This is a genomic window from Paracoccus panacisoli (assembly GCF_042435015.1).
In the GTDB taxonomy this organism is placed as follows: domain Bacteria; phylum Pseudomonadota; class Alphaproteobacteria; order Rhodobacterales; family Rhodobacteraceae; genus Paracoccus; species Paracoccus panacisoli.
The window spans coordinates 1-26290 of record NZ_JBHMQU010000047.1; the positions used below are offsets into that span (position 1 = coordinate 1).

The following is a 26290-nucleotide window of genomic DNA, read 5'->3' on the forward strand; positions in this document are numbered from 1 at the left end:
GACCCGCGGATCCGCTATGACTGAGCCCACCCCCTCCACCGCCGCCGCCCGCGCGGCCGAGCCGCGCACGAACGAGCGCCAGCCCGACCTGCCGCTCGACCAGCCGCCGCCGGTGCGGCTTGCGCCCGCCGACCTCGTCGCGGCGCTGAACTTTCCCGACGGGCCCGACGACCACGCCGCCATCGCCGCGCTGCGCACCGCGCTCGGCGACCCCGACACCGCGCGCGGCATTCGCGCCGCGCAGGACGTGGTGACGCTGCTGGCCAAGCACGGGCTCTACATGGACGACCTCGCGCCCATCGACGCGGACGCGCCGGGCTGGGGGGCGGGCTGGCGGCGGTTCCTTGACGGGCAGCGCGCCGGCACGCAGGGGCTGGCGGGGATCGAGGATGCCGACGCGCTCGCCATCGCCACGGCGCTGATGCGCAGCGACGAAGTGTTCCGCGACGCGGCCCACCACTTCCTGCGCCAGTTCGACCGCATCCTGACCCGCGCCGCGCCGGGAATGGACGACCGTACGCTGGGGGCGGCGGCCGACACCCGCTCGGGGCGGGCGTTCCGGCTGCTCGCGCAGGTCACGGGGATGTTCGGCTGACGCGCCGCGCGCCGCGACGACCTCAGCCGTCGGCGACGGTCCGGGACGGGACGGTTGGCGCGAGCATGTGCCGGGCGGCGAGCGTCAGCGCCCCGTAGACCCCGGCCAGCACCCACAGGTGCCGCACCGCCGGGGCGATGTCGGCCCAGGTGCCGCCCATCGCGGCCAGCCGGGTGTAGCCCTCGATCATCGGCACCGCGGGGATTGCGCCGGCGGCCATCTGCAACGGCGCCGGGATCGCCTCGATCGGCCAGGAGAAGCCGGACAGGAAGAACAGCGGCAGGCCCATCGCCAGCAGCACCGGCTGAACCAGCTCCGCCCGCCTGAGCACCGCGGCGACCATCTGCGCCAACATCCCGGTGGCCAGCACGAACGGCAGCCCCAGCGCCGCGAGCAGCCGCAGGTCGCCGAGCCACGGCAGGCCGTAGACCTGCGGCAGCGCCACGAGGAACAGCGGCAGGAGCCCCGCGTAAAGGAGCAGCCAGACCGCCGCCTGCCCCAGCAGATCCTCGGCCGGCAGGCGCGGCGAGCGGGGGCGGCGCACCGCTACCAGCGCCAGTCCCATGACCTGCGTCTGGTGCAGGATCAGCACCAGCGCGGCGGGCAGGATGTAGGTGGCATAGCCGCCCGAGGGGTTGAACAGCGGCACCTCGACGAGCTGCGTCGGGTTGGCCATCGCCAGCGCCTGCTCGGCCCCGAGCTGCTGGCCGGCCATCAGCCGCCCGGCGGCGATGCGGGCGCCGATCTGGCGGACCGGCACGGCGATGCCGGTCAGCACCTTCTGGTAGACGAGGAAGTAGCTCGCGTCGCCATAGACGGCGATGGGGCTTGGCCGGCCAGCGAGCAGCGCACGCTCGAAATCCTGCGGGATCACGACGATGCCGTAGGCCTCGCGCCGGTGGACGAGCGCGGTGGCGGCGGCCATGTCGGGGACGTGGGCGGCGATGCGCACCGATTCGGCGGCATCGACGGCGCGCAGCAGCTCGCGCGCCGTCTCGCCCCCGTCGAGGTCCACGGCCACCACTGGCACGTCGCGCAGCAGCTCGGTCTTGTAGGGCGCCGGGTAGATCACCCCATAGATCGCGAGCGCGAGGATCAGGATCATGGCGATCTGCGGGTCGCGGAAGATCCCCGCGAGTTCCGCCCGGAAGCCGCCTGCGATGCCCCTCATGCCCGGCCCTCCGGCGTCACGGCGGCGGGGACCGGGGCGGGGCCGGGCGGCGCCGCCGCGACGGCCGCGGCCCGGCGGCCGAGCACGCCCATCCGCGCGACGAGCCCCGCGGCCAGCACCGCCACGATGGCGAGCAGCGCCAGAAGCGGCGTCAGCGCCAGATCGACCGGGGTGGCGCGCAGGGTCTGGTCGATGCGCAGTTCCAGATACCAGGTGCCGGGCAGCACGCTGCTCCAGACCTGGGCGAAGGGGGGCATGGCGTCGCGCGGAAAGCCGATGCCCATGTAGCCGAAGGCCGGGGCCATCACCATCGCCACGAAGCTGATCGCCGAGCCGAAGTCGCGGGCGAGCGAAAACGCGACCGCCCCGAAGAGCAGCGCCGAGAAGATGAAGAGCGCCGTCCCCGCCGCGAGGATCGCCACCGATCCGCGCAGCGGCACCCCGAGGATGCCGAAGAGCACGAGGTCGGCCAGCGCGATGACGGTGCCGAAGATCAGCGCATAGGGGATGAGCTTGCCCAGCATCACCGGCACCACCCCGCCCCCCGCGGCCAGCAGCGCCGGGAAGGGCGAGGGCGCGTCGGGCGACGGCCGGGCGAAGTCGAGTGCCAGCGCGAAGGTCACGGCGGCGGCGGCCATGATCTGCACCAGCGCCGGCACCAGCGCCGAGAGCAGGAAGTCGATGTAGCTGAAGGCCGGATTGAAGAGCGGGTGGATCTGGATCGGGATCGGCTGGACCAGCGCCGCCACGGCGCGTGGCGCGGCGCCCTGCGCCCTCAGCATCCCAATCTGCGCCCCGGCGGTGAAGCCGTTGATCGCGCTGCGCGCGCCGCGCGCCGCGACGGCGCCCGCGGTCATGTGCTGGTTGTCGTAGAACAGCACCACCTCGGGGCGGCGGCGGTCGAGCAGGTCACGCTCGAACTCGGCCGGGATGAGCACCGTGGCCCGCGCCTCGCCGCGGCGGATCGCGTCGCTCGCCTCGGCCAGCCCCAGCGCCGGGCGGGTCACCAGCTCGGGCGTCGCGTCGAGCAGCCGCGAGAGGCTGCGGCTCGTCTCGGTCCGGTCGAGGTCGACGACGGCGACCGGCAACCCGGTGGGCGTGCCCTGCAGGAACACCGCGGCCAGCAGCGCCAGCAGCACCAGGGGCAGGATCGTGGTCAGCAGCGCCAGCGCCGGGTGCCGGGCGATGAGCGTCAGCTCGCGCCGCGCCACGAAGGCGATGCCGCGCAGCATCGCCTTACAGCCCGTGCGCGAGCAGCGCCGACATCCCCGGTCTCAGCCCCGTCACCGGCTGCACCGGCGTGGCCCGCAGCTCGAAGCTGCGCAGGTCGAAGTCGCCGGTCGCCCGCGTCGCCCGCCAGCTCGCGAAGTCGCCCTGCACGTTGATCAGCGTGACCTTGGCCTCGACCGTGGTGTCGAGCGCCGGGATGGTCACGTTGAGCGTGTCGCCGACCGCGACCCCGTGCAGCTGATCCTCGCGGATGTTGAAGGTGAACCAGGCGTTGGCGGGCTGGACGAGGGTGAAGAGCGGCGCGCCGGGGCCGATGTTCTCGCCGATCTCGATCATCCGGCCGGTGATTTCGCCGTCCATCGGCGCGATCACCTCGAGGTCGTCGAGGTTGGCCTGCTGCTGGGCCAGCGCCGCCTCGGCCTGCGCGGCCTGCGCCTCGGCGGCGGCGCGCTGTTCGGGGGTGGCGCCGGCGCGCACGAGGTCGAGCTGCGCCTCGGCGGCGTCCACCTGCCGCTCGGCCGCCTCGAGGTTGCGGGTGCCCTGCTCGACCACCGCCTGCGAGCGCACGCCGCGGCTTTCGAGCGCGGTGTTGCGGGCGTCGGCCTCGCGCGCCAGCGCCACGTCGGCCTTGGCGGCGGCGACCTGCGCCTCGGCGGCGCGGACGTTCTCGGGGCGGACCACGGCGACGGCGGCGGCGTTGTTCTTGGCGGCCTGAAGCGCCGCCTCGGCCTGGCCGTAGGCGGTGAGAAGCTGCGGGTTCTCGAGCCGGACGAGGCGCAGGCCCTTGGTCACCCCGTCGCCGGTGTCGGCGCCGATCTCGACCACCCGACCCGAGGTGCGGGCGCTGACGTCGACGCGCGGCGCCGCGACCTCGCCCTGGATCACCACGGGGCCCGGGCGGGTCAGCGACCAGACGCCATAGCCCGCCGCGGCGACGAGCAGCACGAGCACGAGGTAGAACAGCCGCGACCGGCGCCGGTCGGCGGCGGGGGTGTAGGCTTCGGGGGTCTGGGTGGTGTCGCTCATCAATCTGCCCGCCTCGGTGCTGCGCCGCCGCCGCGCCGCAGGGCGTCGGGGGTCCGGGTGCAGACTATCACGCTTTGCCGGGCCGCCAACCGGCCGCTGGCGTCCGGGTTTTACATATCACTCGATATGTGTTGTTCAAGGCGGTTGCTGCGTTGCGGATGCACGGCCACCGCCGCCGTTGCGGTGACGCTGGGCGATCGGACAGGTCTGGTATCTGGGCCAGACAGAACCCGTGGCCGCTATCTGACCGGCAGCCGCCCCGAGGCCTTGACGGTGTTCAGCACGATCGAGGTGCAGACCCGCGTCACCGTGGCGTGGCCGAGCAGCGTGCGGTTCACCAGGTCCTGCACCCCGGCGAGGTCGGGGACTATGGCCTTGAGCAGATAGTCCTTTTCGCCGCTGAGGGCATACGCCTCCTGGATATAGTCGGTGCGGCGCAGGATGTCGTGGAAATCGGCGGCGGTGGCCTGGCTGTGGGCGACGAGGTTGACCTCGACGAAGACGGTGATGTTGAGGCCCAGCGCTTCGGGCGACAGATCGGCGCGGTAGCCGCGGATCAGCCCGTCGCGCTCCAGCGCCATGCGCCGGCGCGAGCACTGCGAGGCGGAGAGGCCGACGCGCTCGCCCAGCTCGGCGTTGGTCAGGCGGGCGTCGTCCTGCAGGGCGGCGAGGAGGCGGCGGTCGAAGTCGTCGAGGTCGGGCATGGGCGCTCTCTGTGCGCAAAGTTGTGCTGCGATGCAGCGTGAGGCGCGCCTGAACGCGCCTTGCCAAATCTATCATGCACGGCGCGAGCATTCCATGCACAACTCGTGCAGACCAACCCTTCCCAAGCCCCGTTTCGCACACACCGCGCATGGCGCCGCCTGTATGATCGTTGCAACCGCAACCATGGGAGGGAATCATGGGCCCGTTTCCGCATGACGCGCCGCGCGCGACGATCACCGCCGCCAACCCGGCCGGCACCGACGGCTTCGAGTTCGTCGAGTTCGCCCACCGCGACCCGAAAGAGCTCGAGACCCTGTTCCGTCGGATGGGCTTCACCGAGGTCGCGCGGCACAAGACCAAGGACATCTCGCTCTATCGTCAGGGGCGGGTGAACTACATCCTCAACCGCGAGCCGGGCGGCCATGCCGCGCGGTTCGTGGCCGAGCACGGGCCCTGCGCGCCGGCGATGGCGTGGCGGGTGGTGGACGCGCAGGTGGCGCTGCAGCGCTGCCTCGACTACGGGGCCGAGGAATATACGGGCGCCGACAAGACGCTGGACGTCCCGGCCGTGATCGGGATCGGCGGCTCGCTGCTCTACCTCGTCGAGACCTACGGCGAGAAGGGCTCGCCCTACGCGGCCGAGTTCGACTGGCTGGGCGAGGCCGACCCGCAGCCGAAGGGGGTGGGGTTCTACTACCTCGACCACCTGACCCACAACGTCATGCGCGGCAACATGGACACCTGGTACAGGTTCTACGCAACGGTCTTCAATTTCCGCGAGATCCGCTATTTCGACATCGCCGGGAAACAGACCGGGCTGACCAGCCGGGCGCTGACCTCGCCCGACGGCAAGATCCGCATCCCGATCAACGAAAGCGCCGACGCGCACAGCCAGATCGAGGAGTACCTGCGCGAGTACAAGGGCGAGGGCATCCAGCACATCGCCTGCGGCACCGACGACATCTATGCCGCGACCGACGCGCTGGCGGCCAACGGGCTCGAGTTCATGCCGGGGCCGCCGTCGATCTATTACGACAAGTCGTTCGAGCGGGTGACCGGCCACGAAGAGCCGATCGAGCGTCTGGAAAAGCACGGCATCCTGATCGACGGCGAGGGCGTGGTGGACGGGGGCGAGACGCGCATCCTGCTGCAGATCTTCTCGAAGACCGTGATCGGGCCGATCTTCTTCGAGTTCATCCAGCGCAAGGGCGATGACGGCTTCGGCGAGGGCAACTTCAAGGCGCTGTTCGAGTCGATCGAAGAGGACCAGATCCGCCGGGGCGTGCTGACCGCATGAGCGAGGGCAAGGGGCCGGCGTGGCGCGGCTATCGCGGCGCGCCGGCCGTGGGCGCGGTGATCTGCCGACTGGACGAGGTGCCCGATCCGGGCACCCGCTGCCTGCGGATGGGCGGGTTCCCGGTCGTAGTGGCGCGGAGCGGCGCGGTCCTGCGCGCCTATGTCAACGCCTGCCCGCACCAGTTCCTGCCGCTTGACCAGCGCGGGCCGCAGGTGATGAGCGCCGACGGCACGAAGCTGCGCTGCACCAACCACGAGGCGGCCTTTCGGCTGACCGACGGCGTGGGGGTCGAGGGGCCGGCCTCGGGCGAGGCGCTGGACCCGATCCCGGTGCGTGTGAGCGACACGGGCGAGGTGGTGATCGCGGAGTAGATGCGGCGGAGGCGTGACGGCGGGCGGCTTTGCACCGCCCGCCGGAGCGCGCCCGCCCGCTGCGGCGCGCCGCCCGCCTCGCTATTTCTCGCCCGGCGTCCCGTCGAACTTCTTCTCGAGGCTCGCCCAGCAGTCGGCATAATCCTGCTGCAGCGGCATCTCGGTCGCGGCCCATTCGGTCAGGTGCTGCGGGAAGCGGGTCTCGAACATGAACTGCATCGTCTCGGTCTGCCGCACCGGGACCATCGGCTCGGTCGAGCCATGCTCGAACGCCGCCCGGTCCGGCCCGTGCGGCAGCATCATGTTGTGGAGGCTGACGCCGCCGGGCACGAACCCCTGCGGCTTGGCGTCATAGATGCCGTGGATATTGCCCATCAGCTCGGACATGATGTTCTTGTGGTACCACGGCGGGCGGAAGCTGTGCTCGGCCACCATCCAGCGGTCGCGGAACAGCACGAAGTCGATGTTGGCCGTCCCCTCCTGCCCCGAGGGCGCGGTCAGCACGGTAAAGATCGACGGGTCCGGGTGGTCGAAGAGGATCGCGCCGACCGGCGAATAGGTCCGCAGGTCGTATTTGTACGCGCAGTAGTTGCCGTGCCACGCCACCACGTCGAGCGGGCTGTGGTCGATGAAGCTTTCGTGGAACTGGCCGCACCACTTGATGACCACGCGGCTTCGCACCTCGCGGTCCTCGAACGCCGCCACCGGGCATTTGAAGTCGCGCGGGTTGGCGAGGCAGTTGGCGCCGATCGGGCCGCGGCCGGGCAGGTCGAACTTCTGCCCGTAGTTCTCGCAGACGAAGCCGCGGGCGGGGCCGTCCAGCAGCTCGACCCGATAGACGAGGCCGCGCGGCAGGATCGCGATCTCTTGCGGGGCGAGGTCGATGACGCCGAGCTCGGTGGCAAAGCGCAGCCGCCCCTCCTGCGGGACGACCAGCAGCTCGCTGTCGGCGGAATAGAAATACTCGTCCTCCATCGAGCGGGTGACGAGGTAGATGTGGCTCGCCATGCCGACCTGGGTGTTGACGTCGCCGGCGGTGGTGACGGTCCGCATCCCGGTGATCCAGGTCAGCGGCTCGTCGCCGTGCGGGACCGGGTCCCAGCGGTACTGGCCGAGGCTGATGACGCCCGGCAGGACGTTCGGCGCCGATTTCCAGTGCGGCACGTCGATGGGGGCGAAGCGCCCGACGTGCTGGACCGAGGGGCGGATGCGGTAGCACCAGGTCCGCTCGTTCTGGCCGCGCGGGGCGGTGAAGGCGGTGCCCGAGAGCTGTTCGGCGTAGAGCCCGTAGTTCACCTTCTGCGGGCTGTTCTGGCCCTGTGGCAGGGCGCCGGGCAGGGCCTCGGTCTCGAAGTCGTTGCCGAAGCCGGGCATATAGCCCTCATGCGCGGCGGTGCCGTTGCGGGTCTCGGCGCGCACCCGCGCCCCGGTCATCGGTCCGGTTCCCTGGTCCGTCATGTCGCGGCCTCCCTCGCCCCCATCGCGCGCCCCCCTACCCCGGCGCCGATCCCTCACCAGATTATCGTTTCATATGAAACGATGTCAATCCGCGGCCGGGTCGTCCGTCGCCGCCCCGCCCCCCTCGCGCCGGGCCGCGACCCGCGCCACGGCGCCGTCCAGCGCCGCGATCCCGGCGGTGAGCGTCGCCCGCTCGGCCTCGGTCATCTCGGACAGGATCTCGTCGGCGCGGGCGCGGACCTCGGCGAAGGCCTCGGCAAAGAGCGCCTGCCCCGCGGGGGTGATGGCATAGTGCCTGAGCCGCCGGTCCGAGCCCAGCACCGCGCGGGTGATCAGCCCCTTCCCCTCAAGCCGCGCTGCCGCCCGGCTGACCTGCACCTTGTCGAGCGAGGTGCGCTGCGAGAGGCTGAGCGAGTCGATCTCGCCCGCGTCGTCGAGCAGGAACAGCAGCCGCCATTCCTCACGCGTCAGGCCATAAGCGCGCAGGTAGACGGCGACCAGCTGGCGCGAGAACGCCTCGGCCGTGACCGCGAGGCGGTAGGGAAAGAAACCCTCGATCTCCATCGTCGTCCCCCGGCTGGGCCTGCGCGACGGGCAGGCGGCTGACGGCGGGCAGCTAAGACGCGGCCCGCCGGCCGGGTCAATCATGCCGCACCTGACCCGCTGGGCCGAGGGACAAAAAAAGACGCCCGCACGAAGCGGGCGCCAAGTCATGAGGCAGGTTTCATACAGGCAAGAAACCTATCGAGCAGTGCTCTTGATATACGCTTGAAACCCCTTGCCGCCAAGCCCCCCGGTTTGCCAGGCGCCCGGGGGGCCGATAGATTGGCGCCAAGACCGGGCGACACGATCCTGGCGCGGGGGCGGGGCAGCGATGCGAATCTTCAAATTCTCTAACGATTCCGCGATCACTCGCCTTGCGCGTGTGGCGCTGTTGGCGCTGACACCTGTTGCAGCGATGCCGCTGGCAAGTGCCGCCGCAGCGTCGGACGGGCCCGCCCATGCCCTTGCAATGTATGGGAAACCGGCGCTTGCGGCCGACCTGACCGGCTTCCCTTACGTCAATCCCGACGCGCCCCGCGGGGGGACGATTCGCTTTGCCGAGCCGGGGGGCTTCGACTCGCTCAAACCGTGGGTGCTCAAGGGCAATGCAGCGTGGGGCGTGGGCGTCCACGTCACCGAATCGCTGATGCTGCGCTCGATCGACGAGCCGTTCACCCTCTACTGCCTGCTCTGCGAGACGGTCGAGACCGACCCCGAGCGCAGCTGGGTCGAGTTCACCCTGCGCCCCGAGGCGAAGTTCTCGGACGGCAGCCCGGTGACGGTCGAGGACGTGATCTGGTCGCTCGAGACGCTGGGGACCAAGGGCCACCCGCGTTACGCGGGCGCCTGGCGCAAGGTCGCCTCGGTCACGCCGGTGGGCGAGCGGGGGCTGCGCATCACCTTCGCCGAGAAGGACCGCGAGCTGCCGCTGCTGATGGGGCTGCGCCCGATCCTCAAGAAGGCGCAGTGGGAGGGAACGGACTTCGCCGCCTCGTCGCTGACCCCGCCGATCGGCAGCGGCGCGTATGTGGTCGACCAGGTCGATCCGGGCCGCGCGATCAGCTTTCGCCGCAACCCCGACTACTGGGGCAAGGACCTGCCGCTGACCCGCGGGCTGTGGAACTTCGACACCATCCGCTACGACTATTTCGCCGACAGCAACGCCATGTTCCAGGCCTTCAAGGCCGGCGAGGTCGATGTCTGGCGCGAGCTGAACGGGGTGAAATGGGCTAAGGAGTACAACTTCCCCGCCATCACCTCGGGCGCGGTCGTCAAGGAAGAGATCCCGCACCAGCGCCCCTCGGGCATCATCGGGCTGGTGATGAACACCCGCTCGCCGCTGTTCGCCGACTGGCGGGTGCGGCAGGCGATGATCCTCGCCTTCAACTACCGCTTCATCGACATGACGCTGTCGGGCGGCACCGATCCGCGGATCGCCAGCTATTTCTCGAACTCGCCGCTGGCGATGGCGGCGGGGCCGGCAACCGGGCGCGAGGCCGAGCTGCTCGCCCCCTTCGCCGCCGACCTGCCCCCCGGCACGATCGAGGGCTATGCCCTGCCCGAGGGGTCCGAGAAGCTGCTCGACCGCAAGGCGCTGCGCGAGGCGGTGGGGCTGCTGGGCGAGGCGGGGTGGACCGTCGGGCCCGACGGGGTGCTGCGCAACGCGGGCGGTGACGCCTTCGCGCCCGAGATCCTGCTCAACCAGTCGGGCAGCGCCATGCGCTCGGGCGCCGAGGTGCAGCAGATCGTGGACATCTACGTCGAGGCGCTGAAGCCGCTGGGGATCATGCCGCGGGTGACGGTGCTCGACAGCGCGCAATACGTCGAGCGGACCAACCGCTTCGCCTTCGACATGAGCTGGTACGAGCGCGGGTTGTCCCTGTCACCGGGCAACGAGCAGTCGCTCTACTGGGGCAGCGCCAGCGCCGGGCAGGAGGGGTCGAAGAACTGGATGGGGGTCCGCTCGCTCGCCGTCGACGCGATGATCGACGAGGCGGTGAACGCCGCCTCGGCCGAGGATCACGTCGCCGCGGTCAAGGCGCTGGACCGGCTGCTGACGGCGGGACGCTATGTCATCCCGGTGAGCTACCCCCAGGTCAGCCGGATCGCCCACGCCCGCCGCCTGCACCACCCCGAGCGGCTGCCGATCTACGGCGACTGGCCGGGGTTCCTGCCGGATGTGTGGTGGTCGGCCGAATAACCCGCAGCCCGGCGGCGTGAGTTTTCGCCGGCCCTGCGCAGCAGGCCCCCGGTCAGGGTCCGATCAGCGGTCGCCGTCGTCGGGATAATCGTCGTCATCCCCGAAACGCGAGTCGTCGGCGTATTCGTCCTCGCCCTCGCCCACGTATTTCCCCGACAGCGCGATCGAGTGGTTGTCGTGGGTCGGGTCCATGACGACGTCCGAGGGGATCTCGCCCGCCAGCCACTCCTTGATGTCGGCGCGGGCTTCCTCGGGGTCCATCTCGGTGATTTCGGCGATGTAGCGGATGAAGGCGCGCTGGTCGCCGTCGATCTCGTCCAGCATCGCCTCGTCGGCGTCTTCCCATTTTTCCTGGATCGCCTCGTAGAAGGCGGTCCAGTTTTCCTGCACGTGCGACCAGCGCATCGACGTCTCCTTGTTCGATCACCCAGCCAACGACGCAACCCGGACCCGGTTCCCGCGTGCCGCGGCGTCGGCCGCCCGCGCAAGACCGGGCGGGTCAGACCGGGCGGATCAGCTTGCGCTCGAGCACCCGCAGCACGGTGGGCAGGTCATGGCCGCGCTTGAGCACCTGCCCGTCCATGCCGACGACCGCATACATCCCCTGCGCCGCCCTGAGCCGCGGCCGCTTCTCGATCCGGTAGAGCGGGTTCTCGGCCGCCCGGCGAAAGACCGAGAACACCGCCATCTCGCGCAGGAACGACATCCCGTAGTCGCGCCACTCGCCCGCCGCGACCATGCGGCCGTAGAGCGACAGGATCACCCCCAGCTCGGCCCGGTCGAAGGCCACGACCTCGGCGGCGGGGTGCGGGAAGATCGGCTGGATCGGCTGGATCGTCATGGCGTCAGGTTGGCACCGCGCCGCCCAGCGATCAACGGCTATTCCGCGATCCCTTGGGTCACTCGCCCGCCGGCGCCGGAACCTCGACGTTGTCGATCAGCCGCACCGGCCCCAGCCAGGCGGCGGCGAGCAGCCGTGCCGGCCCCTCGGCGCGGGTGAGCGGCGCCAGCGTCTCGGGGTGGCGCAGGTCGAGATACTCTACCCGCGAGAAGCCACAGTTGCGCATCGCGGCACGGGCGTCGTCGAGCACCCGCCCGACCTCCGCCCCCGCGGCCAGTTGCGCCGCCGCGCGCGAGAGCGCCGCGTAAAGCACCGGCGCGGTGGCGCGGTCGGCCACCGACAGCCGCGCGTTGCGTGACGAGAGCGCCAGCCCGTCCGCCTCGCGCAGCGTCGGGCAGGCGGCGATGGCGATGGGGATGTTCAGGTCCGCGACCAGCCGGCGCACGATCTGAAGTTGCTGCCAGTCCTTCTCGCCGAAGAACGCCCGGTCGGCGCCGGTCATCAGGAACAGCTTGGTCACGATGGTCGCCATGCCGTCGAAATGCCCGGGGCGGAAGTCGCCGCACATCCCCTCGCTCAGCCCGGCAACGTGGATCGAGGTCGCGAAGCCCGGCGGATAGACCTCGTCAACCCCCGGCGCGAAGAGCAGGTCCACTCCGGCCGGGCCCAGCACGGCGCGGTCGCGGTCCTCGGTGCGGGGGTAGTTCAGCAGGTCCTCGGCGCGGTCGAACTGGCGCGGGTTCACGAACAGCGTGACGATCACCCGGTCGCAGGCCGCGCGGGCGGCGGCGACGAGAGACAGGTGGCCGTCATGCAGCGCGCCCATCGTGGGGACCACGGCGACGGTCTCGTCGGCCGCGCGCCAGTGGGCCACGGCGGCGCGCAGATCGGTGAGGGAGCGGGCGACCTGCATCAGCGGACCTCATCGGCAAAGACGTGCTCGGGACCCGGGAAGCGGCGGTCCCGCACGTCGGCGGCATAGGCGGCGATCGCCTCGGCGGCGGCGGTGCCCAGCTCGGCATAGCGGCGCACGAAGCGGGGGCGGAAGTCGGTGAAGAGGCCCAGCATGTCGTCGATGACGAGGATCTGCCCGTCGCACGCGGCCGAGGCGCCGATGCCGATGGTGGGCACCGCGATCTCGGCGGTGATCCGGCGGGCGAGGCTGTCGGGCAGCTTCTCCAGCACCACGGCAAAGGCCCCCGCCGCGGCCACCGCCGCCGCGTCGGCGGCGATGCGGGCGGCGTCGGCGCCGCGGCCCTGCACCTTGTAGCCGCCGAGCGCGTTGACCGCCTGCGGCGTCAGCCCGACATGGCCCATGACCGGGATGCCGCGGGCGGTGAGGAAGCGGATGGTGTCGGCCACATGCGCCCCACCCTCGAGCTTGACCGCCCCGGCGCCGGTCTCGGCCAGCACCTGCGCGGCGGTGGCGAAGGCCTGGGCGGGGCTTTCCTCGTAGCTGCCGAAGGGCAGGTCCACGACCACCAGCGCGCGGGTCGCGCCGCGCATCACCGCCTGCCCGTGGGCGATCATCATCTCGGTCGTGACGCCGAGCGTCGAGGGCAGGCCATAGACCACCATCCCCAGGCTGTCGCCGACGAGGATCACGTCGCAGGCCGCATCCGCGAGCCGCGCCACCGGGGTGGTATAGGCGGTGAGGCAGACGAGGGGCTGACCGCCCTTGGCGGCCGAAATGTCGGGCGGGGTGATCCGCCGGACCGCTGCGCTGACGCTCATGGCAAACCCCCTCCTCGCCGGACCGTTGCGGGGTTCTAGCGGGATCGCGGCGAAAAGACAGGGTGTCGTTGCGGCGGGACCGCCTCTGCGCCGCACCGGGGGTTCGCCCGGAGAACGGAGGCGTTCGGCCCGTCAGGATATTTGTGCAGGGACGATCGCGGCGCGGTCAGGCGGCCAGGCGGGCGCCGTCGTGGGCGCGGATCGTGACCTCGATCAGCGCGCCCTCGGGCTGGTCGCGGTCAAAGGCGACCTCGGTGAACTGTTCGGTGCGGCCGAGGCGCGGGCCCTCGGTCAGGACACTGTGGCGCTGGCCGACCTGGGCGCTCAGATGGGTTGCAAGCGCCACAGCGCCCGCCGCCCGCAGCCGTGCGGCGCGGTCGCGGATCGCCGGGCCGGGGACGGCGGGCATCCGCGCCGCCGGGGTGCCCTTGCGGGGGCTGTAGGGGAAGACGTGCAGGAAGCTCAGCCCGCAGTCGTCCACCAGCCGCAGCGAGTTCTCGAAATGCGCCTCGGTCTCGGTCGGGAAGCCGGCGATGATGTCGGCGCCGAAGACGATGTCGGGGCGCAGGCGGCGCGCTTCCTCGCAGAAGCGGATGGCGTCGTCGCGCAGGTGGCGGCGCTTCATCCGCTTGAGGATCAGGTCGTCGCCGTGCTGCAAGGACAGGTGCAGGTGCGGCATGAGGCGCGGCTCGGTGGCGATCGCCTCCATCAGCTCGGGGTCGGCCTCGATCGAATCGATCGAGCTGATCCGCAGCCGCGGCAGGTCCGGCACCATCCGCAGGATGCGCCGCACGAGGTTGCCCAGCCGCGGCGTGCCCGGCAGATCGGCGCCCCACGAGGTCAGGTCGACGCCGGTCAGGACGACCTCGTTGAAGCCGCGGTCGCGCAGGCGGCGGATCTGGTCCACGACCACCCCCGCCGGGACCGAGCGCGAGTTGCCGCGGCCGAAGGGGATGATGCAGAAGGTGCAGCGGTGGTCGCAGCCGTTCTGGACCTGCACATAGGCGCGGTGCCGGCCGAAGCCGTCGATCAGGTGGCCGGCGGTTTCCCGCACCGACATGATGTCGTCGACCATCACCCGCTCGGTGCCATAGTCGGGCGCGGCGAGGCCCGCCCAGGTGGCGGGCTGCATCTTCTCGTGGTTGCCGATGACGCGGGCGACCTCGGGCATGGCGGCGAAGGTCTCGGGCTCGGTCTGGGCCGCGCAGCCGGTGACGATGATCGGCGCGCCGGGGTTCTCGCGCGCGAGGCGACGGATTTCCTGGCGGGCCTTGCGGACGGCCTCGGCGGTGACGGCGCAGGTGTTGACGATCACCGCACCGGTGAGCCCGGCGCTTTCGGCCATCTCGCGCATCGCCTCGGATTCATAGGCGTTGAGGCGGCAGCCGAGGGTGGCGAGGATCGGGGCGCCGCTCATCGGGCGGCCTCGGCCAGCCAGTCCGCGGTCAGCGTGCCCTCGAACACCGTGGCCACCGGGCCGGTCAGCCACACCCCGTCGTCGCGCCAGTCCACCCCCAGCGTGCCGCCGTCGAGGTCGAGCGTCACCCGCCGCCCCGTCAGCCCGCGCCGATGCGCCGCCACCGCCGTCGCGCAGGCGCCCGAGCCGCAGGCGAGCGTGACGCCCGTGCCGCGTTCCCACACCCGCATCCTGAGCCGGTCGGGGCCGGTGAGGCTGGCGAACTCGACATTCGTGCGCTGGGGGAACAGCGGGTCGTGCTCGACCTGCGGCCCGAGGGTGGTCAGCGGCGCGGCCTCGGCGTCGGGGACGAAGAAGACCGCGTGGGGGTTGCCCATGCCGACCGCCGCCGGGTCGCCGTCGAGCGGCAGGCGGGCGGTGTCCATCGCGCGCGCCAGCGGCACCGCGTCCCAGTCGAGCTGCGGGGCGCCCATGTTGACCCAGACGGCGTCACCCTCGCGCACCGCCGTCAGCATCCCGCGGCGGGTGGCAAAGCGCAGGCTGTCGCGGCCCAGCGCCTCCATCATCCGCGCCGCCACGCAGCGCGAGGCGTTGCCGCAGGCCCCCGCCTCGGACCCGTCGGCATTCCAGAACACCAGCCGATAGTCGGCGCCCGGGTCGGGCAGGATCTCGGCCAGTTGGTCGAACCCCACGCCGCGCTGGCGGTCGCCGATGGCCCGTGCCAGCGCCGGGGTCACCCGCCCGGCGCCCGGCGCGCGGGCGTCGATGACGACGAAATCGTTGCCCGCTCCGTGCATCTTGACGAAGGGCAGGCCGGGGGTGGGGCGGTGGTTCATCGCGGCGATATACGGTCGCGCTCATGATTCCGCCAGTGGGGCGCGATTTTCCCCTTGACCCCCCCGTGCACCATCCCTAATCAGGCGCCCTGTGTTGGGCCCATAGCTCAGTTGGTAGAGCAACTGACTTTTAATCAGTGGGTCACAGGTTCGAATCCTGTTGGGCTCACCACTGAAACCATTTTGTTTCCTCCTATCAATGCGTTAGACGACTGTTTTGTCCAACGGGCGAAGCTGTTGGACATTCTCGACGGCCAAGTGCGACAGCGCATCGGCCGCCAGCTTGACGCGGTTCGCGGCCGCGACGTAGCGCCGGGCCTCTTGCGGCGTCTTGTGAGCCAGGAACGCCATGATTTGCAGCTCGTTGGCCCCGTTGTCCGCAAGCCGGGTTGCGCCATACTTGCGAAGCCCATGCGCGCGGCACTCGTCGGGCAGGTCCGCAGCCTTGCACTGGTCGCGGAACCAGTTGCCGAAGCTCTCGACGGTGTAAGGGAAGAACCGCGCCTGCCCCGGCGGGACCAGCCGCAGCTCGGCTTGCAGTTCTGGCAGTAGCGCCAGCGGCAGGGTCACGTCCTGCCCGGTCTTGATCCGGCGATACCAGATCGACGTGCCCTTGATGTTCTGCCTGCCCATGATGCTGGCGTCGTGCCGGGCGGCCCCGGTGCCGAGGATCAGTTCCAGCGCCAGCCGGGCGAGGGTGCCGGAAGGGTGACGGTCGCGGTATTGCTGGACCTGTTCTTCCGTCCAGGTGTGGAAGCCGCCGGACTTGATCTTGCGCAGATCGACCGTCTCGGTCGGGGATGCGCCGTTGAAGCCAAGTCGGGTTCGGGCGTAGGCGTAAATCTCGACCAGTTCCTTGTGCAGCCTGTTGGCTGCGGTCGGCCCGCCCTTCATGTCCATCATTGCGTGGACGTGGCGCGGCTCCAGATCGGCCAAGCGGGCCTTGCCGATCTTGGCCCGTATCCAGTCCATCCGCAGCCGCTTGTGGTAGCGGGTTGACTCTCGCAGCTCTTTAAAGCCGCTGCTGGCAAGGTAAGAGGTGATCGCGTGATCGAACGTCCCCCGCTCACCCTCGGGGGCAGACGGGATCGGGGCCTCGGTAATCGCGGCGTTGTAGGCTGCCACCATCGCGGGCGATGCCCACGGCCCCGGCAGGTATGTGTCGATCTTGCGGCCCTTGATGATCTTGCGCAGGCGGATGCGTTTGCCGCCGCGCGGATCGTCCACGATGGTCGCGCCGGGGAAGGGATTGCGTCGTTTCATTTCAGCCCCAGCATCTTGTCGATTTCATTGTCACGGGGCGCAGGCGCCCCAGCGGTCAGGGTGATGGTCGTTCCGTCCGGTTTGACCGCCGTCAGCGCCCACGTCTCGATCTGTGCCTCACGCATCGCCTGGGCGTAGCTCGTCAGTTCGAGCTTGGTGAAGGTGGCGGGACGGGCGGCCATCTAAGTTAGCCCTCGCTCTCGTCAAAAATCCGCCGCAAACGGGCGGTTTCGTGGCGGTTGTATAGTTCCAGGTAGCGGGCGCGTTCATCGGTCGTCAGGCGCTTGCGCTCGTCGGGGGTAACCAACTCGTCGCCCTCGATCCGGCTGCCTTGCAGGTTCAGAAGCTCTTGCGTTTCATCGAACGTAAGACCGGCGTAGAGCCAGCGACCCAGATCATCCTTGACCCACGCGCGCATCGCGTTCCCGCTCGGTGCATAAGGACTCGGCTCGGGTCTCGGGTCAGGCACCGAAAAGTCCGGCAGATCATGGCCGTGGATAATCGCCATGAGCTGAGCGTGGACTTCATCAATCAAGCGGTCGGCTTGCAGGACCTGGGCCGCGACAGGCAAGCGCGGCTCGTCCTTCCCTTGATACATGACGATCAGCGCCCAATCGTCGGCGTCCTTCATGGGATAGGTGATGATCGTGTAGTCCTTTTCGATGCCAAGGCCGAAAAGGCGATTCTTGGCGCGGCGCTCGATCGTCTCGGCCAGGGTCGCCGAAAACTTTTGCGGGAAGCCGATGCGGTTCATCGTGTAGGCTGCGGCGATCATCAGCACCTGCCCGCCGGTGAACATGCGGCGCTTTCCGGTTCCGGGGTTCACCCAATCGCCCAAAAGGCGAACCAGCCCGCGCGCCGGATTGACGAAGTGCTCGATCGCTTTGGGCGTTGCGCCGGTGATCGCGCACACATCGGCGACCAGGAACTGGGGGGTGTCCCAAATCTCCTTGGCCTTCCAGATTTCGGTCGCGTCGTGGTCGATCATATCGCAGCCCCATTCCTTGGGACTATCAATAACACCATCGCCGGGGACTAGACAAGCCCCATGTTGCGGGGTTCCCAGCCAAGCTGGCCCACCAACGTCGCCCTGACACCGTCGCCGCGATCCGCGCCGCCCTCGAAGCCGCCGGGGTCGTGTTCCTGCCCGAGAACGGCAACGGGCCGGGCGTGGCGCTGCGTAAGGGTGCCTGAAGCGGCACGCGAAGGCTGATGCTTGCGCGAGCAGCCTCGACGTAGCTATATGCTTGACTGTTCCCTCGGAGTTGCCGGATGACCTTCCGCTTAACGATTTCTCAAGAAACCGTTGATATTCAGGTTCTTGAGAACGATATGGAAACCCTCGCCCGTCTTCAGATCGGCTTGGATGAGGAAGAGGGGATTATTTATAGCACGGTGGTCGCGTTAACGTTGGTGCCGGGCCAACCCGACAACCATAAGGAGTTGATTTTTGGGATTATCGAGGCAGGTCCTGATGGTGAAACGTGGATCAATGACGGGGAAGAGACGAAGTCGTTCTTGACTGGCCCAGACAGGTCGTCGGTGCTGGGATACATATGTTTGATGGCGGTCCATGTCGCAAAAGCAGCACAACCAGATGTGATCTCCATGTCGACCGCGAGAACCTTCCTTCCCGCCAAGGCTCTTTCCAAGTATGGTCATATATGCAAAGCGTTGCGCGATGCCGGTTACCATGGAGGCAAAGGTGATTCCTACCACGGTGCCGAAATCTGGATGCTAGAGCTGAAGAAGGTGGAAACTTGACGCCATGCTTGGGCGTTCTTTACTTGGATTTTCCCATGGAAGGGGTAGGACTATGACAGCGCCGCTGAGCCGCGACAAGCAGATCGAGATGATGACGGGCGCACCTGAGCGCCACGCCGCTCTGATCGGGCGGTGGATGGCTGATGCCAGTGTGCAGCAAATTGTCCGACAGAGCGTTGATACAGAGTATCGGCGGCATGACGAGCTTCTTGTGAATTACGCGTAAGGTGTCTTCAAGAAGATTGCCCCGGCCCCGCAAATGCGGGGCCTTTTTACATATGGCCGGCCGCAACATCCCGCTGCGACCGGCCCTTTGCCCTGACGCGGGCGATGCGCTTACACGCGCTGTGGATGGCCCCGGCCTCAGAACCGTGCCAGCCTGCGCCGCGCCCCCGAAGGATATGCAAGAGCCGCGCCTTGACGGGGTTGTTCGGTCGCTGAACCGGGGCACTCACCGTCTAATCCCAGGTGCTTCGCGGGCCTCTCAATCCGCAGGGCGCACCTCGGCCCTGTCTCGTCATTCCTGCCAGTCGATGAAGGTCATGGCGTCTTGCAGCGCCGCACCGTCCAGTCCGGCCTCCTTTGCCGTGGCATAGGCTTGCAGCATCGCCCCGAACGCCCGCGCCTTGCCGCCGTGGTCGAAGGCTTGCATCGGCCGCACCACGTCGATTTTTACGGCCTGCCCGATTTTCGCCGTCGCCTCGTCCGCGACCAGCAGGGCGATCGGTTGCAGCACGAGCTGCGCCAGATGCCGCTGCGCCTCCCTGACCAGCGGTCCCGTGGTAGCCGGGTTCACCAGGGCGGGCAACACTCCGTAGGCCATGAGGATCGCGCCTCGGGCCGCCTCCAGCGTCTCCGCTGGCATCGCCCGTTGCAGGTCCGGGGTCAGCCCCTCGACCTTCTTCTCAAGCTGCGGGTTCATGCCCGCCGCCGTCGCCTGCGCCACGCCCTCGACCACGAGGCTTTGACCCCGCGCCCCACGGAAGGACCGCCGCAGCGCCGCCATGTCCTCGCTGGACGAATCCGGCAGCGGGATGATCTGCGACCCGATCGGCGCGTCCTTCCACACGTCGCGCAACGCGCCCTCGACCTGTTGCAGCAGCTCGGCCGACAAGCTGGCCCGGTGCAGCGGCGACGTGCCCGCCCAGGGCGTCACGGGCGAGCTGCCGATGCGGACGTGCAGCACCTCGGCCGCCAGCACCGTCTGCGACCGGCCCCCGCCGACCTCGGACACACTGACCCGGTAGGCGGTAGGCTCGCCGTCGCGGGTTTTCATGTCCCAGTCGGTGACGGGCATCAGCCGGTCCCGGATCAGGAACACCGCCTCGCCCCGCAGCGCCAGCGACCGCGCCAGCATCGCCAGCGACCGCCGGTCCAGCAAGTCGGTCCCGGTCACGTCCGCCAAAGTAAAGCCGCTTTCCCACAGCGACACGCAGCTCTGCACCGTGGCCGTCAGCTCGGCCGTGCAGGATCGACCCGACAGCCATTCGGCGCGGGCGGCCACCAGATCGGCCGTGTAGCCCATCGCCACGGCCCGGGTTTCGACCGGCCGGGATTTCGGCCGGAACAAGTCCATGATGCCCATCACAGCCTCCAACGGTTCAGCGCGTTGACAGCTCGCGCGGTGTGTTCGCAGACCGGCGACCAGTTGCGGGCCTCGACCTGCGCCTCGGGATAGGCCGGGCGGGTCACGGCGCTGACCTCGAACAGGTCTGCCCCGGTGATGGTCCGCAGGACGCCGCCGCTGCGCTGTTCGATCCGCTCGCCCCCACGCGGGACGCGGAAGCCCGGCGACAGCCCTCGGATCAGCCCGGCCGCGTTCGCCGCGAGGAAGTCCCGCGCCCAGGAAGTGCCACCGTCGATGGTCGCCTCGATCGTCACCGCTTCGTCGGTGTCGGTGATGGTCAGGTTGCCCGCCGACCGGCTCGCCAGCGGCCGGTCATAGCTGTGACCGGCCAACAGGTGGATTTCGTCGCCGCCGTCGATCCGGCCGGCGAAAGCGCGGGGGGCGATCCGCTCGAACCGCCCCGGCGCGATCTCCGTCTCCCGGTCATAGGGAAAGACGGCGCGAAGGCGGGTTGTCCCGCCCTCGGCTCGCAGCTCCAGGCTGCCGTTAAGACCGCCCCACAGCATCAGGTTGCCAGCCCGGTCAGGATGGCGATCTGCGACCCGCGCGCCACCGTCACGTCGGCGGTCATCAGCGCGGTCAGGCGCAGGGTGCCCGATTGCGCGTCCGAGTAGGGATCGCGGATCACGTCCAGGCCGCCCCAGATGCCGACATAGAAGGGGGCGATGCCGCCGGTGTTGGTCGTCATCACCGCCGTGCCGTCCGGCAGGGTCGGGGCCAGGGCGATCTGGCTGGCCGGGATGTGCTTGGTCAGCCGGTCCCACTGGCTCACCGCGGTGCCCGCGATCAGGTCGTCGTCCAGGTCCGCCCAGATGGCGGGATCGAACGCCACCCGGATGTCCCCCGGCGACTTGACCAGGTTGCCGTTCATGAAGGCCACCGACGCGGTGCGGAACCCCGCCCAGCTCGCCGCCCCGGCGGGCGTGCTGGCAATGCCGTAGGTGCTGGCTCCGGTGATGATGCCGAGCGGCTGCCCGTTCGTCCCGCTGCCCATCAGGATCGCCCGGTCCAGCTCGGTCTGCACCGCCGCGTTCATGTCGCGCCGGATCGCAGCCTCCAGCCCGTCGCCGGCCTGCTTGAGAGCCTTGCGGGTGATCCGCATATGAACGCCCAGCGTGTGGTCAGGCTCCAGCATCCGCTCGGCAAAGTCGAACGGCTGCGGGCCGGGAACGTCCGCACCCTCGGTCGGTGCCCAGCCAGCAATCGCGCCGGCCGTGGCGACCGGGATGGCGACCGCACCGGACGTGATGTTGATGACCTCGCCGCCCAGGCGGGACGCCACCGACGCCGGGAAGATGCGGTCGATCAGCGGCCGGATCGCAACCGGCTTGGGCACGTCCGCGCTGGTCGTGGTGCCCGCCACCAGCTCGCGCTGTTCCAGCGCCCCCAGCGGAACCGGGATGCCGCGATAGCCGCCGTGCGAGCGCATTTCCTCGACCACCTCGGCCGTCTTGCCCGAGAGGCTGCGGCCTTCCTCGATCGCGGCGACCACTTGGCGCAGCTCGAAGCCGGCCACCAGGTCCGACCACTCGCGGCCCGAGCGGGTCTCCAGATCGGCCCCGGCCTCGCGGCGTTCGGTGTCCTCGGCGGTCAGCGCGGCCCGGTAGCGGGTTTCGTTGGTCCGATACTCGGCGTCCAGCGCCTCCATCGAACGGGTTTCGTCCTCGCTCGGCTCGGTCTTGCCGACCAGGGCCGAGAGTTGCTGGCGGATTTCGCTTTGCCGCCGGGCGATCTTCACGGAATCAAGCATGATTACCTCGTTTGCTCGATAGGGGTTTGTTGTCGGCCATCAGTTCGTTGACAGCCTTCCGCCAGCCGTGGCGGTCGTATGCGGGCGGCGCACGGCCGACCTCGACATGAGTTTTCGCCGAGTGACAGGAAGGACAGCGCATGGCGCAGTTGTCCGGGTCATAGGCGAGATGAGGGTGTGTCCTGACCGGCAGGATATGGTCGCACTCCAGGCGACCCCGGCTCTTGCCGCAGTCCACGCACTTGAAGCCGTCACGCTCCAGCACCGCCATCCGCAGCGATTTCCAGCGCGGGCCGCGAGTGATGTGCTTGCTGTGGCGGATCAGGCCCATGCGACCCTCGCTTTTCGCTCGGGCTGCGCCAGCATCCGCTGCCCCTGCGCCACGGCCAGCACCGTCGCCGCCGCCGCGTCGATGCGGCCCAGGCTGCGGGCCTTCGCCAGCTTGGCGTTGCCAGCCGGGTCGTTCAGCACGATCGCGTCCGACATGGCCGACCGCAGCAGCAGGGACGGCGCGCCCTTGATCTCGCCGTCGAACAGCGCCCGCCGGAACCGCTCGATATCCTCGCTGCCGTCCTTCCAGCCGAAGCCGCGGTAGATGAAGGGGACGCGGCCCAGCCCGGCCTTGTCCATTGCCTCGGTGAACTCTGCGTGGCGGAAGCGGTCGCCAACGATGCAGGCCGGGGTCACGCCCTCGACCCGGCGGACGATCTCGGCCAGCCACGGCCCCGGCGGCACCGTCGCCTCGCCCATCACTGACAGCTCGCCCCGCTCGTTCATCTGCACATAGCGGTCAGAGACGCCATCAGCGGCCCCACGATCCGCAAGGCCGGGGGTGCCGGGGAAGGTGCCCAGAGCCTCCAGTCGGCCCGTCTGCGGCCAGTAGAACGCCGCTGCGGACATGGACCGCGAACCGCCCAGGTCCACGCCCAGCACCAGCGGCCCCTCGCGCGGCGGCAGGGCGTCAGGATCGACCTCGGATGCCAGCCATTCGTCCACCGTGACCAGCAGGCTGCGGTCCTCGGTGCTGACCCGCTCGTTGCGGTTGAGGTTGCGGAAGCTCGACAGGGCCGACCCGCCCCGCGCAATCGCCCGCTTGGCCTGCGCCACCAGCCATTCCGGCGTCGATCCGATGCCCTCGACCGCGCCGGGGTTCGCCTCCAGCAGCGACGGCAGATCATCCGCCGGCAGCCCGAACGCCGGCCGGTGTTCCTGCACATAGGTTCCAGGCGGGGGTTCATCCATCCAGCGGCTGAAGGTGTTGGCGTCGTCGGGCGCGCTGGTCGAGATGATGAGCGCCCGCCCGTCCCGCTTCCCGAGGCCCGACAGGATCGCGTTCTCCAGGTTGTCGCCCTTTTCGCGTTCCCACGCGGCCCGCTCGTCCATGATCGCCAGCGTCGGCGCACCGCCCAGGATCGACTTGCCGTCCGCAGCGATACAGCGCGCCAGCCCGCCGCCGTTGCCCTCGAACTCCACCTCCAGCTTGGACCCGCGCCGGATGACGAACTGTTCGCGCTGGTCCTCGTCCATCCCCTCGATGAAGCCGACCAGGAAGCCGAAGGCGACCTTCGCTTGGTCCCGGTTCCGGGCCGCCATGATGATCTCGCGCTTGGGCTGGTCATCCCACGCCCCGACCAGGTGCCCGAGCGCCAGCCCCGCCGAAACCGCCGTCTTGGCGTTCCCGCGTCCGATCGACAGCACCCCGACCATGACGCCCTCGGCCAGCGCGCCCCGGACGAACTTGCGCTGGAACTCGGCCAGCTTGAGCGGCTGCCCGGCCAGTTTCCCCTCCGGGATTTTCAGCCCTTCCAGAAACCGGATCGCGTCCTCGGCCAGTTTCGACCCCGGAAGAGAGAGCGGAACAGGTGGACGCCGGTATCCTGCTACCGCAGAAACTTGAGCATTGGGACCAGCCTTGCGCGGGCGCTTGGGCGTCGTCATGCGCGCACCCGGCGATAGCGGGCGCAGATGCGGGCTGCGGCCGGGGTCAGGCCCGGCTTGGCCTCTGCATCGCCGCGGTTGTCATAGGCGAACGCCGCTTGCTCCATGACGGCCAGTTGCAAGTCGTCGGGGACGCTGGCGCTCGTGTCACCGAACCCGGCCTCGTAGGTGACGTGCAGGGCGCCGGTGTAGGGCGTGGACAGCGTGACGCGGGGCCAGCGCCCGATCTCCAGTGTGCCCACCGCCTCGAAGCCGTTGACAGTCACCACGCTGTCGGGTGCGAGCGGGCCGACCGGCAGGTGAAAGGCGGTTGCGTCCTCGACCTCGGCCCATGCCGCGATGGTCTGCCGCGTCAGCGCGATCTCGCAGTATGCCTCGATCTCTCGGGCTGCGGCCATCACCAGACGTTGGATCAGCATGTCCTCGTCGTCGTGCATGACACGCAGATGGTCCTTGGCGTCGGCCAGCGTGACGGGCGCGGCGAGGGTAGGGGTGCGGGTGTAGGTCATCACCACATCTCCGATTCATACGCTTCAGGATCGGCGTGCACCCCGCCGCCGAGGGCGGGTGCAACGCCAGGGGTATTAGGGGAGAGTGTCGCCCCCCCGTTGGCGGGGGGTTGGCGGGGGGTTGCCCGGGGGGTTGCACCCTCGTTGCACTCGGCGTTGCCCGGGGGGTTGCACCCTGCTTTTTCGATGTGCGAGCGCGCCTTTGATCCGGTCCCGTGCTGCCCGATAACGATGGTCCCCCGCGACAGCAGGGCCTCCATCGCCGACGCCAGGGACCGCTTGGTGCAGCCCTCGGACTTCGGATGCTTGGCGAACAGGGCCGGTGCGTAGGTCACGGACGGGGTGGCGCTCACATAGCGTCCCTGCTCGGTGAACTCGGCCAGCAGCGAGAGGAACACCCGTTCGGCCTTGGCCCCCGCGGCCAGCGCGTCCAGCCCCTGCGGCTCGGCATCCCTGACGAACACGCCCGCCTGCCAGGTGACGGACAGTTCGGCCCCGACGCGGCCATAGTTGGCCTTCTTGGTGGACAGGATGCGCTTGTCGGGGTCGGCCTCGTAGCCGTCCTGCACGATCCGCTCCAGGTAGAGCCTCGACCGGACGCTGTTGTTCCAGGCGGTGCTTCCGCTGGTCCCTGTCCCGCTGGTCAGGCCGGTGAGCGAGGGGTGCGACAGCAGGATCACCGCGCATTTCTGGCGCAGGGCGAGGCCGCGCAGGATGCCGATGAACTGGCGCACCGCCGCGCGGTCGTTCTCGTTGGCCGGGAACATGTCGGCCAGCGTGTCCAGCACGATCAGCGACGGCTGTTCCTCGGCCGCCCGCGCCTCGATCTCATCGAACAGCGCCGACTTGACCAGGCCCAGCCGGGCGTCAAGGTTGCTCGCCTCCATCGCCAGCAGGGCGTTTTCGCCCGCCAGCGACCGCAGGGTGAGGCTGCCCAGATCAGCGAGGCGCAGTCCCATCGCCCGGCAGATGTCCGCGAGCCGCATGTGCAGCTCGTCGTCGTCATCCTCGGCCGAGAGGAACAACGCCCGACCTTTCGGCACCCCCTCGTTGATCCACGCCCGGCCGGTGGCTGCGCTGACCGCCAGTTGCAGAGCCAGCAGCGACTTGCCGGTGCCGCCGTCACCGCCGAACAGCGTGACAGTCTTCATGGGCACCATGTTGTGGACCAGCCATTGCCGTTGCGGCACGGGACGGCCTTCCAGATCGGCGGCGCTGTAGAACCGGGATGCCTGACCTTCGGCGGACGGGCCGCCAGCGTCGCGCCGGTAGCCGACCGATTCCTGGTGGCGGCGATCCATGTCAGCCATGTCGGCAAAACTGTTCATCGCGCGACCGCCTCCACCTCGGCAATCACGGCCCGAACCTGATCCCGGTTCTTACAGCCGACCGAATATCCGGTGTCCCGGTGTTCGTTCTTCCAGATGTAGAGGGTGACGCCTTCGCCCTCGTCGTCGGGGTAGAAGTCCACCACGAACGGGCCGATCTGGCGTGAGACCCACATATCGGTGACGGCGTTGGCACTCATGCCCGGCCCTCCGCCAAGAAGTCGATGAAGGCGATGCGATCCTGCGGCGGCATCCGGCGGTAGCAGGCGAGCGCATAGGCTTTCAGCTCGGCCCGGCTCGCCATGTCGGCCCAGAAACCCGCTTCCTCCATGACCCGCCCCATGAAGGCGGGCATCGGCCAGGCGGGGCGGAACTGGTCCAACAGCCGCTCCAGCAGCCGGGCGCGGATTTCCGGCGGACAATCCACCGCGGCATCGGCCAAGGCTATTGCAGCCGCCCGGCGGGTCAGGGTATAGTTGGCATCGACACGACTGCCATGCAGATCAGCCCCGGTTGCGCCCGCCAGCGCGCCGGGGTTTTCGTTTTCCGTCCCCATTTCGGGGTTGGACAAACGCGGATTTTCCGCAACGATTTCAACGTCACCGCATGGGGGGCGTGGACAATCTATGATGTTGATGCCCAAGGACTCTTTCAGTCCTGTTGGGCTCACCACTGTTCCCCCTGCCA

General features: G+C 69.5%; 30 protein-coding genes and 1 tRNA gene. 7 read left to right on the plus strand and 24 right to left on the minus strand.

The window, feature by feature from the left end:
- Positions 1-16: 16 nt before the first annotated feature.
- Positions 17-595 (plus strand): hypothetical protein, encoded by a 579-nt coding sequence (locus tag ACFHYO_RS10500; protein ID WP_394320288.1) that lies wholly within the window; start codon positions 17-19, stop codon positions 593-595.
- 22 nt (positions 596-617) lie between these two features.
- Here the strand turns inward: ACFHYO_RS10500 and ACFHYO_RS10505 are convergent, their stop codons facing one another.
- From ACFHYO_RS10505 to ACFHYO_RS10520, 4 genes are all read right to left on the minus strand, one after another.
- Positions 618-1766, minus strand: coding sequence for an ABC transporter permease (locus ACFHYO_RS10505; protein WP_394320290.1), 1149 nt, complete (start codon positions 1764-1766; stop codon positions 618-620).
- The gene (locus ACFHYO_RS10510) at positions 1763-2998 is read right to left on the minus strand and encodes an ABC transporter permease (RefSeq protein ID WP_394320292.1); all 1236 of its coding nucleotides are present in this window, start codon (positions 2996-2998) and stop codon (positions 1763-1765) included. The genes ACFHYO_RS10505 and ACFHYO_RS10510 overlap by 4 nt, the downstream gene beginning before the upstream one ends.
- Before the next feature lie 4 nt (positions 2999-3002).
- Positions 3003-4022, minus strand: a complete 1020-nt coding sequence (locus ACFHYO_RS10515; protein WP_394320294.1) for an HlyD family secretion protein — start codon at positions 4020-4022, stop codon at positions 3003-3005.
- Between the two features lie 239 nt (positions 4023-4261).
- Positions 4262-4726 carry an Lrp/AsnC family transcriptional regulator gene (locus ACFHYO_RS10520; protein ID WP_036733278.1) on the minus strand — a complete coding sequence of 155 codons (465 nt, stop codon included), beginning with the start codon at positions 4724-4726 and terminating at the stop codon, positions 4262-4264.
- Positions 4727-4923: 197 nt separating this feature from the next.
- Here ACFHYO_RS10520 and hppD point away from each other — a divergent pair, with 197 nt between their 5' ends.
- On the plus strand, positions 4924-6024 hold the full coding sequence (gene hppD / locus ACFHYO_RS10525; protein ID WP_043131711.1) for a 4-hydroxyphenylpyruvate dioxygenase: 1101 nt from the start codon (positions 4924-4926) through the stop codon (positions 6022-6024).
- Positions 6021-6395 (plus strand): Rieske (2Fe-2S) protein, encoded by a 375-nt coding sequence (locus tag ACFHYO_RS10530; protein WP_394320297.1) that lies wholly within the window; start codon positions 6021-6023, stop codon positions 6393-6395. The genes hppD and ACFHYO_RS10530 overlap by 4 nt, the downstream gene beginning before the upstream one ends.
- 81 nt (positions 6396-6476) lie before the next feature.
- On the opposite strand, the gene hmgA is transcribed toward ACFHYO_RS10530, so the two are convergent.
- Positions 6477-7829 (minus strand): homogentisate 1,2-dioxygenase, encoded by a 1353-nt coding sequence (hmgA, locus tag ACFHYO_RS10535; RefSeq protein WP_394320429.1) that lies wholly within the window; start codon positions 7827-7829, stop codon positions 6477-6479.
- Positions 7830-7937: 108 nt separating this feature from the next.
- Positions 7938-8417, minus strand: a complete 480-nt coding sequence (locus ACFHYO_RS10540) for a MarR family winged helix-turn-helix transcriptional regulator (RefSeq protein WP_052174959.1) — start codon at positions 8415-8417, stop codon at positions 7938-7940.
- Between the two features lie 394 nt (positions 8418-8811).
- On the opposite strand from ACFHYO_RS10540, the gene ACFHYO_RS10545 reads away from it, so the two are divergent.
- Positions 8812-10596, plus strand: coding sequence for an extracellular solute-binding protein (locus ACFHYO_RS10545; protein WP_394320299.1), 1785 nt, complete (start codon positions 8812-8814; stop codon positions 10594-10596).
- A 63-nt stretch (positions 10597-10659) separates the two neighbouring features.
- Here the strand turns inward: ACFHYO_RS10545 and ACFHYO_RS10550 are convergent, their stop codons facing one another.
- The 6 genes from ACFHYO_RS10550 to dapF all read right to left on the minus strand — a co-directional run bounded on the left by ACFHYO_RS10550 (position 10660) and on the right by dapF (position 15424).
- Entirely contained in the window at positions 10660-11001 is a 342-nt protein-coding gene (locus ACFHYO_RS10550; protein ID WP_036702892.1) for a hypothetical protein, read from the minus strand.
- A gap of 94 nt (positions 11002-11095) precedes the next feature.
- A complete protein-coding gene (locus ACFHYO_RS10555; protein WP_036733266.1) occupies positions 11096-11437 on the minus strand; it encodes a DUF2794 domain-containing protein in 342 nt (113 codons plus the stop codon).
- A gap of 58 nt (positions 11438-11495) precedes the next feature.
- Positions 11496-12353, minus strand: coding sequence for a pantoate--beta-alanine ligase (gene panC, locus ACFHYO_RS10560; RefSeq protein WP_394320431.1), 858 nt, complete (start codon positions 12351-12353; stop codon positions 11496-11498).
- On the minus strand, positions 12350-13171 hold the full coding sequence (gene panB, locus ACFHYO_RS10565; RefSeq protein WP_394320301.1) for a 3-methyl-2-oxobutanoate hydroxymethyltransferase: 822 nt from the start codon (positions 13169-13171) through the stop codon (positions 12350-12352). Before panB ends, panC begins: the two co-directional genes overlap by 4 nt.
- Positions 13172-13337: 166 nt before the next feature.
- Positions 13338-14588, minus strand: a complete 1251-nt coding sequence (gene mtaB / locus ACFHYO_RS10570; protein WP_394320303.1) for a tRNA (N(6)-L-threonylcarbamoyladenosine(37)-C(2))-methylthiotransferase MtaB — start codon at positions 14586-14588, stop codon at positions 13338-13340.
- The gene (gene dapF / locus ACFHYO_RS10575) at positions 14585-15424 is read right to left on the minus strand and encodes a diaminopimelate epimerase (protein ID WP_394320305.1); all 840 of its coding nucleotides are present in this window, start codon (positions 15422-15424) and stop codon (positions 14585-14587) included. Before dapF ends, mtaB begins: the two co-directional genes overlap by 4 nt.
- 96 nt (positions 15425-15520) lie before the next feature.
- Here dapF and ACFHYO_RS10580 point away from each other — a divergent pair.
- Positions 15521-15596, plus strand: a tRNA-Lys gene (locus ACFHYO_RS10580).
- A gap of 32 nt (positions 15597-15628) precedes the next feature.
- On the opposite strand, the gene ACFHYO_RS10585 is transcribed toward ACFHYO_RS10580, so the two are convergent.
- The 3 genes from ACFHYO_RS10585 to ACFHYO_RS10595 are packed head-to-tail and all read right to left on the minus strand — an operon-like array spanning position 15629 to position 17675.
- Positions 15629-16651 carry a tyrosine-type recombinase/integrase gene (locus ACFHYO_RS10585; RefSeq protein WP_394320307.1) on the minus strand — a complete coding sequence of 341 codons (1023 nt, stop codon included), beginning with the start codon at positions 16649-16651 and terminating at the stop codon, positions 15629-15631.
- Between the two features lie 32 nt (positions 16652-16683).
- Entirely contained in the window at positions 16684-16869 is a 186-nt protein-coding gene (locus ACFHYO_RS10590) for a hypothetical protein (RefSeq protein WP_394320309.1), read from the minus strand.
- Between the two features lie 5 nt (positions 16870-16874).
- Positions 16875-17675, minus strand: coding sequence for a hypothetical protein (locus ACFHYO_RS10595; protein WP_394320311.1), 801 nt, complete (start codon positions 17673-17675; stop codon positions 16875-16877).
- A gap of 284 nt (positions 17676-17959) precedes the next feature.
- On the opposite strand from ACFHYO_RS10595, the gene ACFHYO_RS10600 reads away from it, so the two are divergent.
- Together ACFHYO_RS10600 and ACFHYO_RS10605 are read left to right on the plus strand one after the other, a co-directional pair.
- Complete coding sequence (locus ACFHYO_RS10600) at positions 17960-18451, plus strand: hypothetical protein (protein ID WP_394320313.1); 492 nt, start codon at positions 17960-17962, stop codon at positions 18449-18451.
- Positions 18452-18503: 52 nt separating this feature from the next.
- Complete coding sequence (locus ACFHYO_RS10605; RefSeq protein WP_394320315.1) at positions 18504-18677, plus strand: hypothetical protein; 174 nt, start codon at positions 18504-18506, stop codon at positions 18675-18677.
- Between the two features lie 291 nt (positions 18678-18968).
- On the opposite strand, the gene ACFHYO_RS10610 is transcribed toward ACFHYO_RS10605, so the two are convergent.
- From ACFHYO_RS10610 to ACFHYO_RS10650, 9 genes are read right to left on the minus strand one after another with little or no spacing between them, the layout of a single operon-like run.
- A complete protein-coding gene (locus tag ACFHYO_RS10610) occupies positions 18969-20036 on the minus strand; it encodes a phage portal protein (RefSeq protein ID WP_394320317.1) in 1068 nt (355 codons plus the stop codon).
- Complete coding sequence (locus tag ACFHYO_RS10615) at positions 20036-20584, minus strand: HK97 family phage prohead protease (protein ID WP_394320319.1); 549 nt, start codon at positions 20582-20584, stop codon at positions 20036-20038. Before ACFHYO_RS10615 ends, ACFHYO_RS10610 begins: the two co-directional genes overlap by 1 nt.
- Complete coding sequence (locus tag ACFHYO_RS10620) at positions 20584-21828, minus strand: phage major capsid protein (protein WP_394320321.1); 1245 nt, start codon at positions 21826-21828, stop codon at positions 20584-20586. Before ACFHYO_RS10620 ends, ACFHYO_RS10615 begins: the two co-directional genes overlap by 1 nt.
- On the minus strand, positions 21821-22159 hold the full coding sequence (locus ACFHYO_RS10625) for an HNH endonuclease (RefSeq protein WP_394320323.1): 339 nt from the start codon (positions 22157-22159) through the stop codon (positions 21821-21823). The genes ACFHYO_RS10620 and ACFHYO_RS10625 overlap by 8 nt, the downstream gene beginning before the upstream one ends.
- Positions 22150-23766, minus strand: coding sequence for a terminase large subunit domain-containing protein (locus ACFHYO_RS10630; RefSeq protein WP_394320325.1), 1617 nt, complete (start codon positions 23764-23766; stop codon positions 22150-22152). Before ACFHYO_RS10630 ends, ACFHYO_RS10625 begins: the two co-directional genes overlap by 10 nt.
- On the minus strand, positions 23763-24275 hold the full coding sequence (locus tag ACFHYO_RS10635) for a head-tail connector protein (RefSeq protein WP_394320327.1): 513 nt from the start codon (positions 24273-24275) through the stop codon (positions 23763-23765). The genes ACFHYO_RS10630 and ACFHYO_RS10635 overlap by 4 nt, the downstream gene beginning before the upstream one ends.
- Positions 24275-25603 (minus strand): AAA family ATPase, encoded by a 1329-nt coding sequence (locus tag ACFHYO_RS10640; protein ID WP_394320329.1) that lies wholly within the window; start codon positions 25601-25603, stop codon positions 24275-24277. Before ACFHYO_RS10640 ends, ACFHYO_RS10635 begins: the two co-directional genes overlap by 1 nt.
- A complete protein-coding gene (locus ACFHYO_RS10645) occupies positions 25600-25803 on the minus strand; it encodes a hypothetical protein (protein ID WP_036722074.1) in 204 nt (67 codons plus the stop codon). The genes ACFHYO_RS10640 and ACFHYO_RS10645 overlap by 4 nt, the downstream gene beginning before the upstream one ends.
- Positions 25800-26246, minus strand: coding sequence for a hypothetical protein (locus tag ACFHYO_RS10650; RefSeq protein WP_394320331.1), 447 nt, complete (start codon positions 26244-26246; stop codon positions 25800-25802). Before ACFHYO_RS10650 ends, ACFHYO_RS10645 begins: the two co-directional genes overlap by 4 nt.
- Between the last annotated feature and the right edge of the window lie 44 nt (positions 26247-26290).

Bases quoted from the DNA above. Each gene is read 5' to 3' on its own strand.
- ACFHYO_RS10520 (WP_036733278.1), bottom strand. From the start codon at position 4,726: ATGCCCGACCTCGACGACTTCGACCGCCGCCTCCTCGCCGCCCTGCAG.
- ACFHYO_RS10500 (WP_394320288.1), top strand. From the start codon at position 17: ATGACTGAGCCCACCCCCTCCACCGCCGCCGCCCGCGCGGCCGAGCCG.
- ACFHYO_RS10595 (WP_394320311.1), bottom strand. From the start codon at position 17,675: ATGATCGACCACGACGCGACCGAAATCTGGAAGGCCAAGGAGATTTGG.
- ACFHYO_RS10510 (WP_394320292.1), bottom strand. From the start codon at position 2,998: ATGCTGCGCGGCATCGCCTTCGTGGCGCGGCGCGAGCTGACGCTCATC.
- ACFHYO_RS10545 (WP_394320299.1), top strand. From the start codon at position 8,812: ATGCCGCTGGCAAGTGCCGCCGCAGCGTCGGACGGGCCCGCCCATGCC.
- ACFHYO_RS10625 (WP_394320323.1), bottom strand. From the start codon at position 22,159: ATGGGCCTGATCCGCCACAGCAAGCACATCACTCGCGGCCCGCGCTGG.
- ACFHYO_RS10515 (WP_394320294.1), bottom strand. From the start codon at position 4,022: ATGAGCGACACCACCCAGACCCCCGAAGCCTACACCCCCGCCGCCGAC.
- hmgA (WP_394320429.1), bottom strand. From the start codon at position 7,829: ATGACCGGGGCGCGGGTGCGCGCCGAGACCCGCAACGGCACCGCCGCG.
- ACFHYO_RS10530 (WP_394320297.1), top strand. From the start codon at position 6,021: ATGAGCGAGGGCAAGGGGCCGGCGTGGCGCGGCTATCGCGGCGCGCCG.
- ACFHYO_RS10635 (WP_394320327.1), bottom strand. From the start codon at position 24,275: ATGACCTACACCCGCACCCCTACCCTCGCCGCGCCCGTCACGCTGGCC.
- ACFHYO_RS10555 (WP_036733266.1), bottom strand. From the start codon at position 11,437: ATGACGATCCAGCCGATCCAGCCGATCTTCCCGCACCCCGCCGCCGAG.
- ACFHYO_RS10600 (WP_394320313.1), top strand. From the start codon at position 17,960: ATGACCTTCCGCTTAACGATTTCTCAAGAAACCGTTGATATTCAGGTT.
- ACFHYO_RS10620 (WP_394320321.1), bottom strand. From the start codon at position 21,828: ATGCTTGATTCCGTGAAGATCGCCCGGCGGCAAAGCGAAATCCGCCAG.
- ACFHYO_RS10610 (WP_394320317.1), bottom strand. From the start codon at position 20,036: ATGGGCATCATGGACTTGTTCCGGCCGAAATCCCGGCCGGTCGAAACC.
- ACFHYO_RS10605 (WP_394320315.1), top strand. From the start codon at position 18,504: ATGACAGCGCCGCTGAGCCGCGACAAGCAGATCGAGATGATGACGGGC.
- ACFHYO_RS10645 (WP_036722074.1), bottom strand. From the start codon at position 25,803: ATGAGTGCCAACGCCGTCACCGATATGTGGGTCTCACGCCAGATCGGC.
- dapF (WP_394320305.1), bottom strand. From the start codon at position 15,424: ATGAACCACCGCCCCACCCCCGGCCTGCCCTTCGTCAAGATGCACGGA.
- ACFHYO_RS10550 (WP_036702892.1), bottom strand. From the start codon at position 11,001: ATGCGCTGGTCGCACGTGCAGGAAAACTGGACCGCCTTCTACGAGGCG.
- ACFHYO_RS10630 (WP_394320325.1), bottom strand. From the start codon at position 23,766: ATGACGACGCCCAAGCGCCCGCGCAAGGCTGGTCCCAATGCTCAAGTT.
- ACFHYO_RS10615 (WP_394320319.1), bottom strand. From the start codon at position 20,584: ATGCTGTGGGGCGGTCTTAACGGCAGCCTGGAGCTGCGAGCCGAGGGC.
- ACFHYO_RS10640 (WP_394320329.1), bottom strand. From the start codon at position 25,603: ATGAACAGTTTTGCCGACATGGCTGACATGGATCGCCGCCACCAGGAA.
- ACFHYO_RS10540 (WP_052174959.1), bottom strand. From the start codon at position 8,417: ATGGAGATCGAGGGTTTCTTTCCCTACCGCCTCGCGGTCACGGCCGAG.
- ACFHYO_RS10590 (WP_394320309.1), bottom strand. From the start codon at position 16,869: ATGGCCGCCCGTCCCGCCACCTTCACCAAGCTCGAACTGACGAGCTAC.
- ACFHYO_RS10505 (WP_394320290.1), bottom strand. From the start codon at position 1,766: ATGAGGGGCATCGCAGGCGGCTTCCGGGCGGAACTCGCGGGGATCTTC.
- mtaB (WP_394320303.1), bottom strand. From the start codon at position 14,588: ATGAGCGGCGCCCCGATCCTCGCCACCCTCGGCTGCCGCCTCAACGCC.
- hppD (WP_043131711.1), top strand. From the start codon at position 4,924: ATGGGCCCGTTTCCGCATGACGCGCCGCGCGCGACGATCACCGCCGCC.
- panB (WP_394320301.1), bottom strand. From the start codon at position 13,171: ATGAGCGTCAGCGCAGCGGTCCGGCGGATCACCCCGCCCGACATTTCG.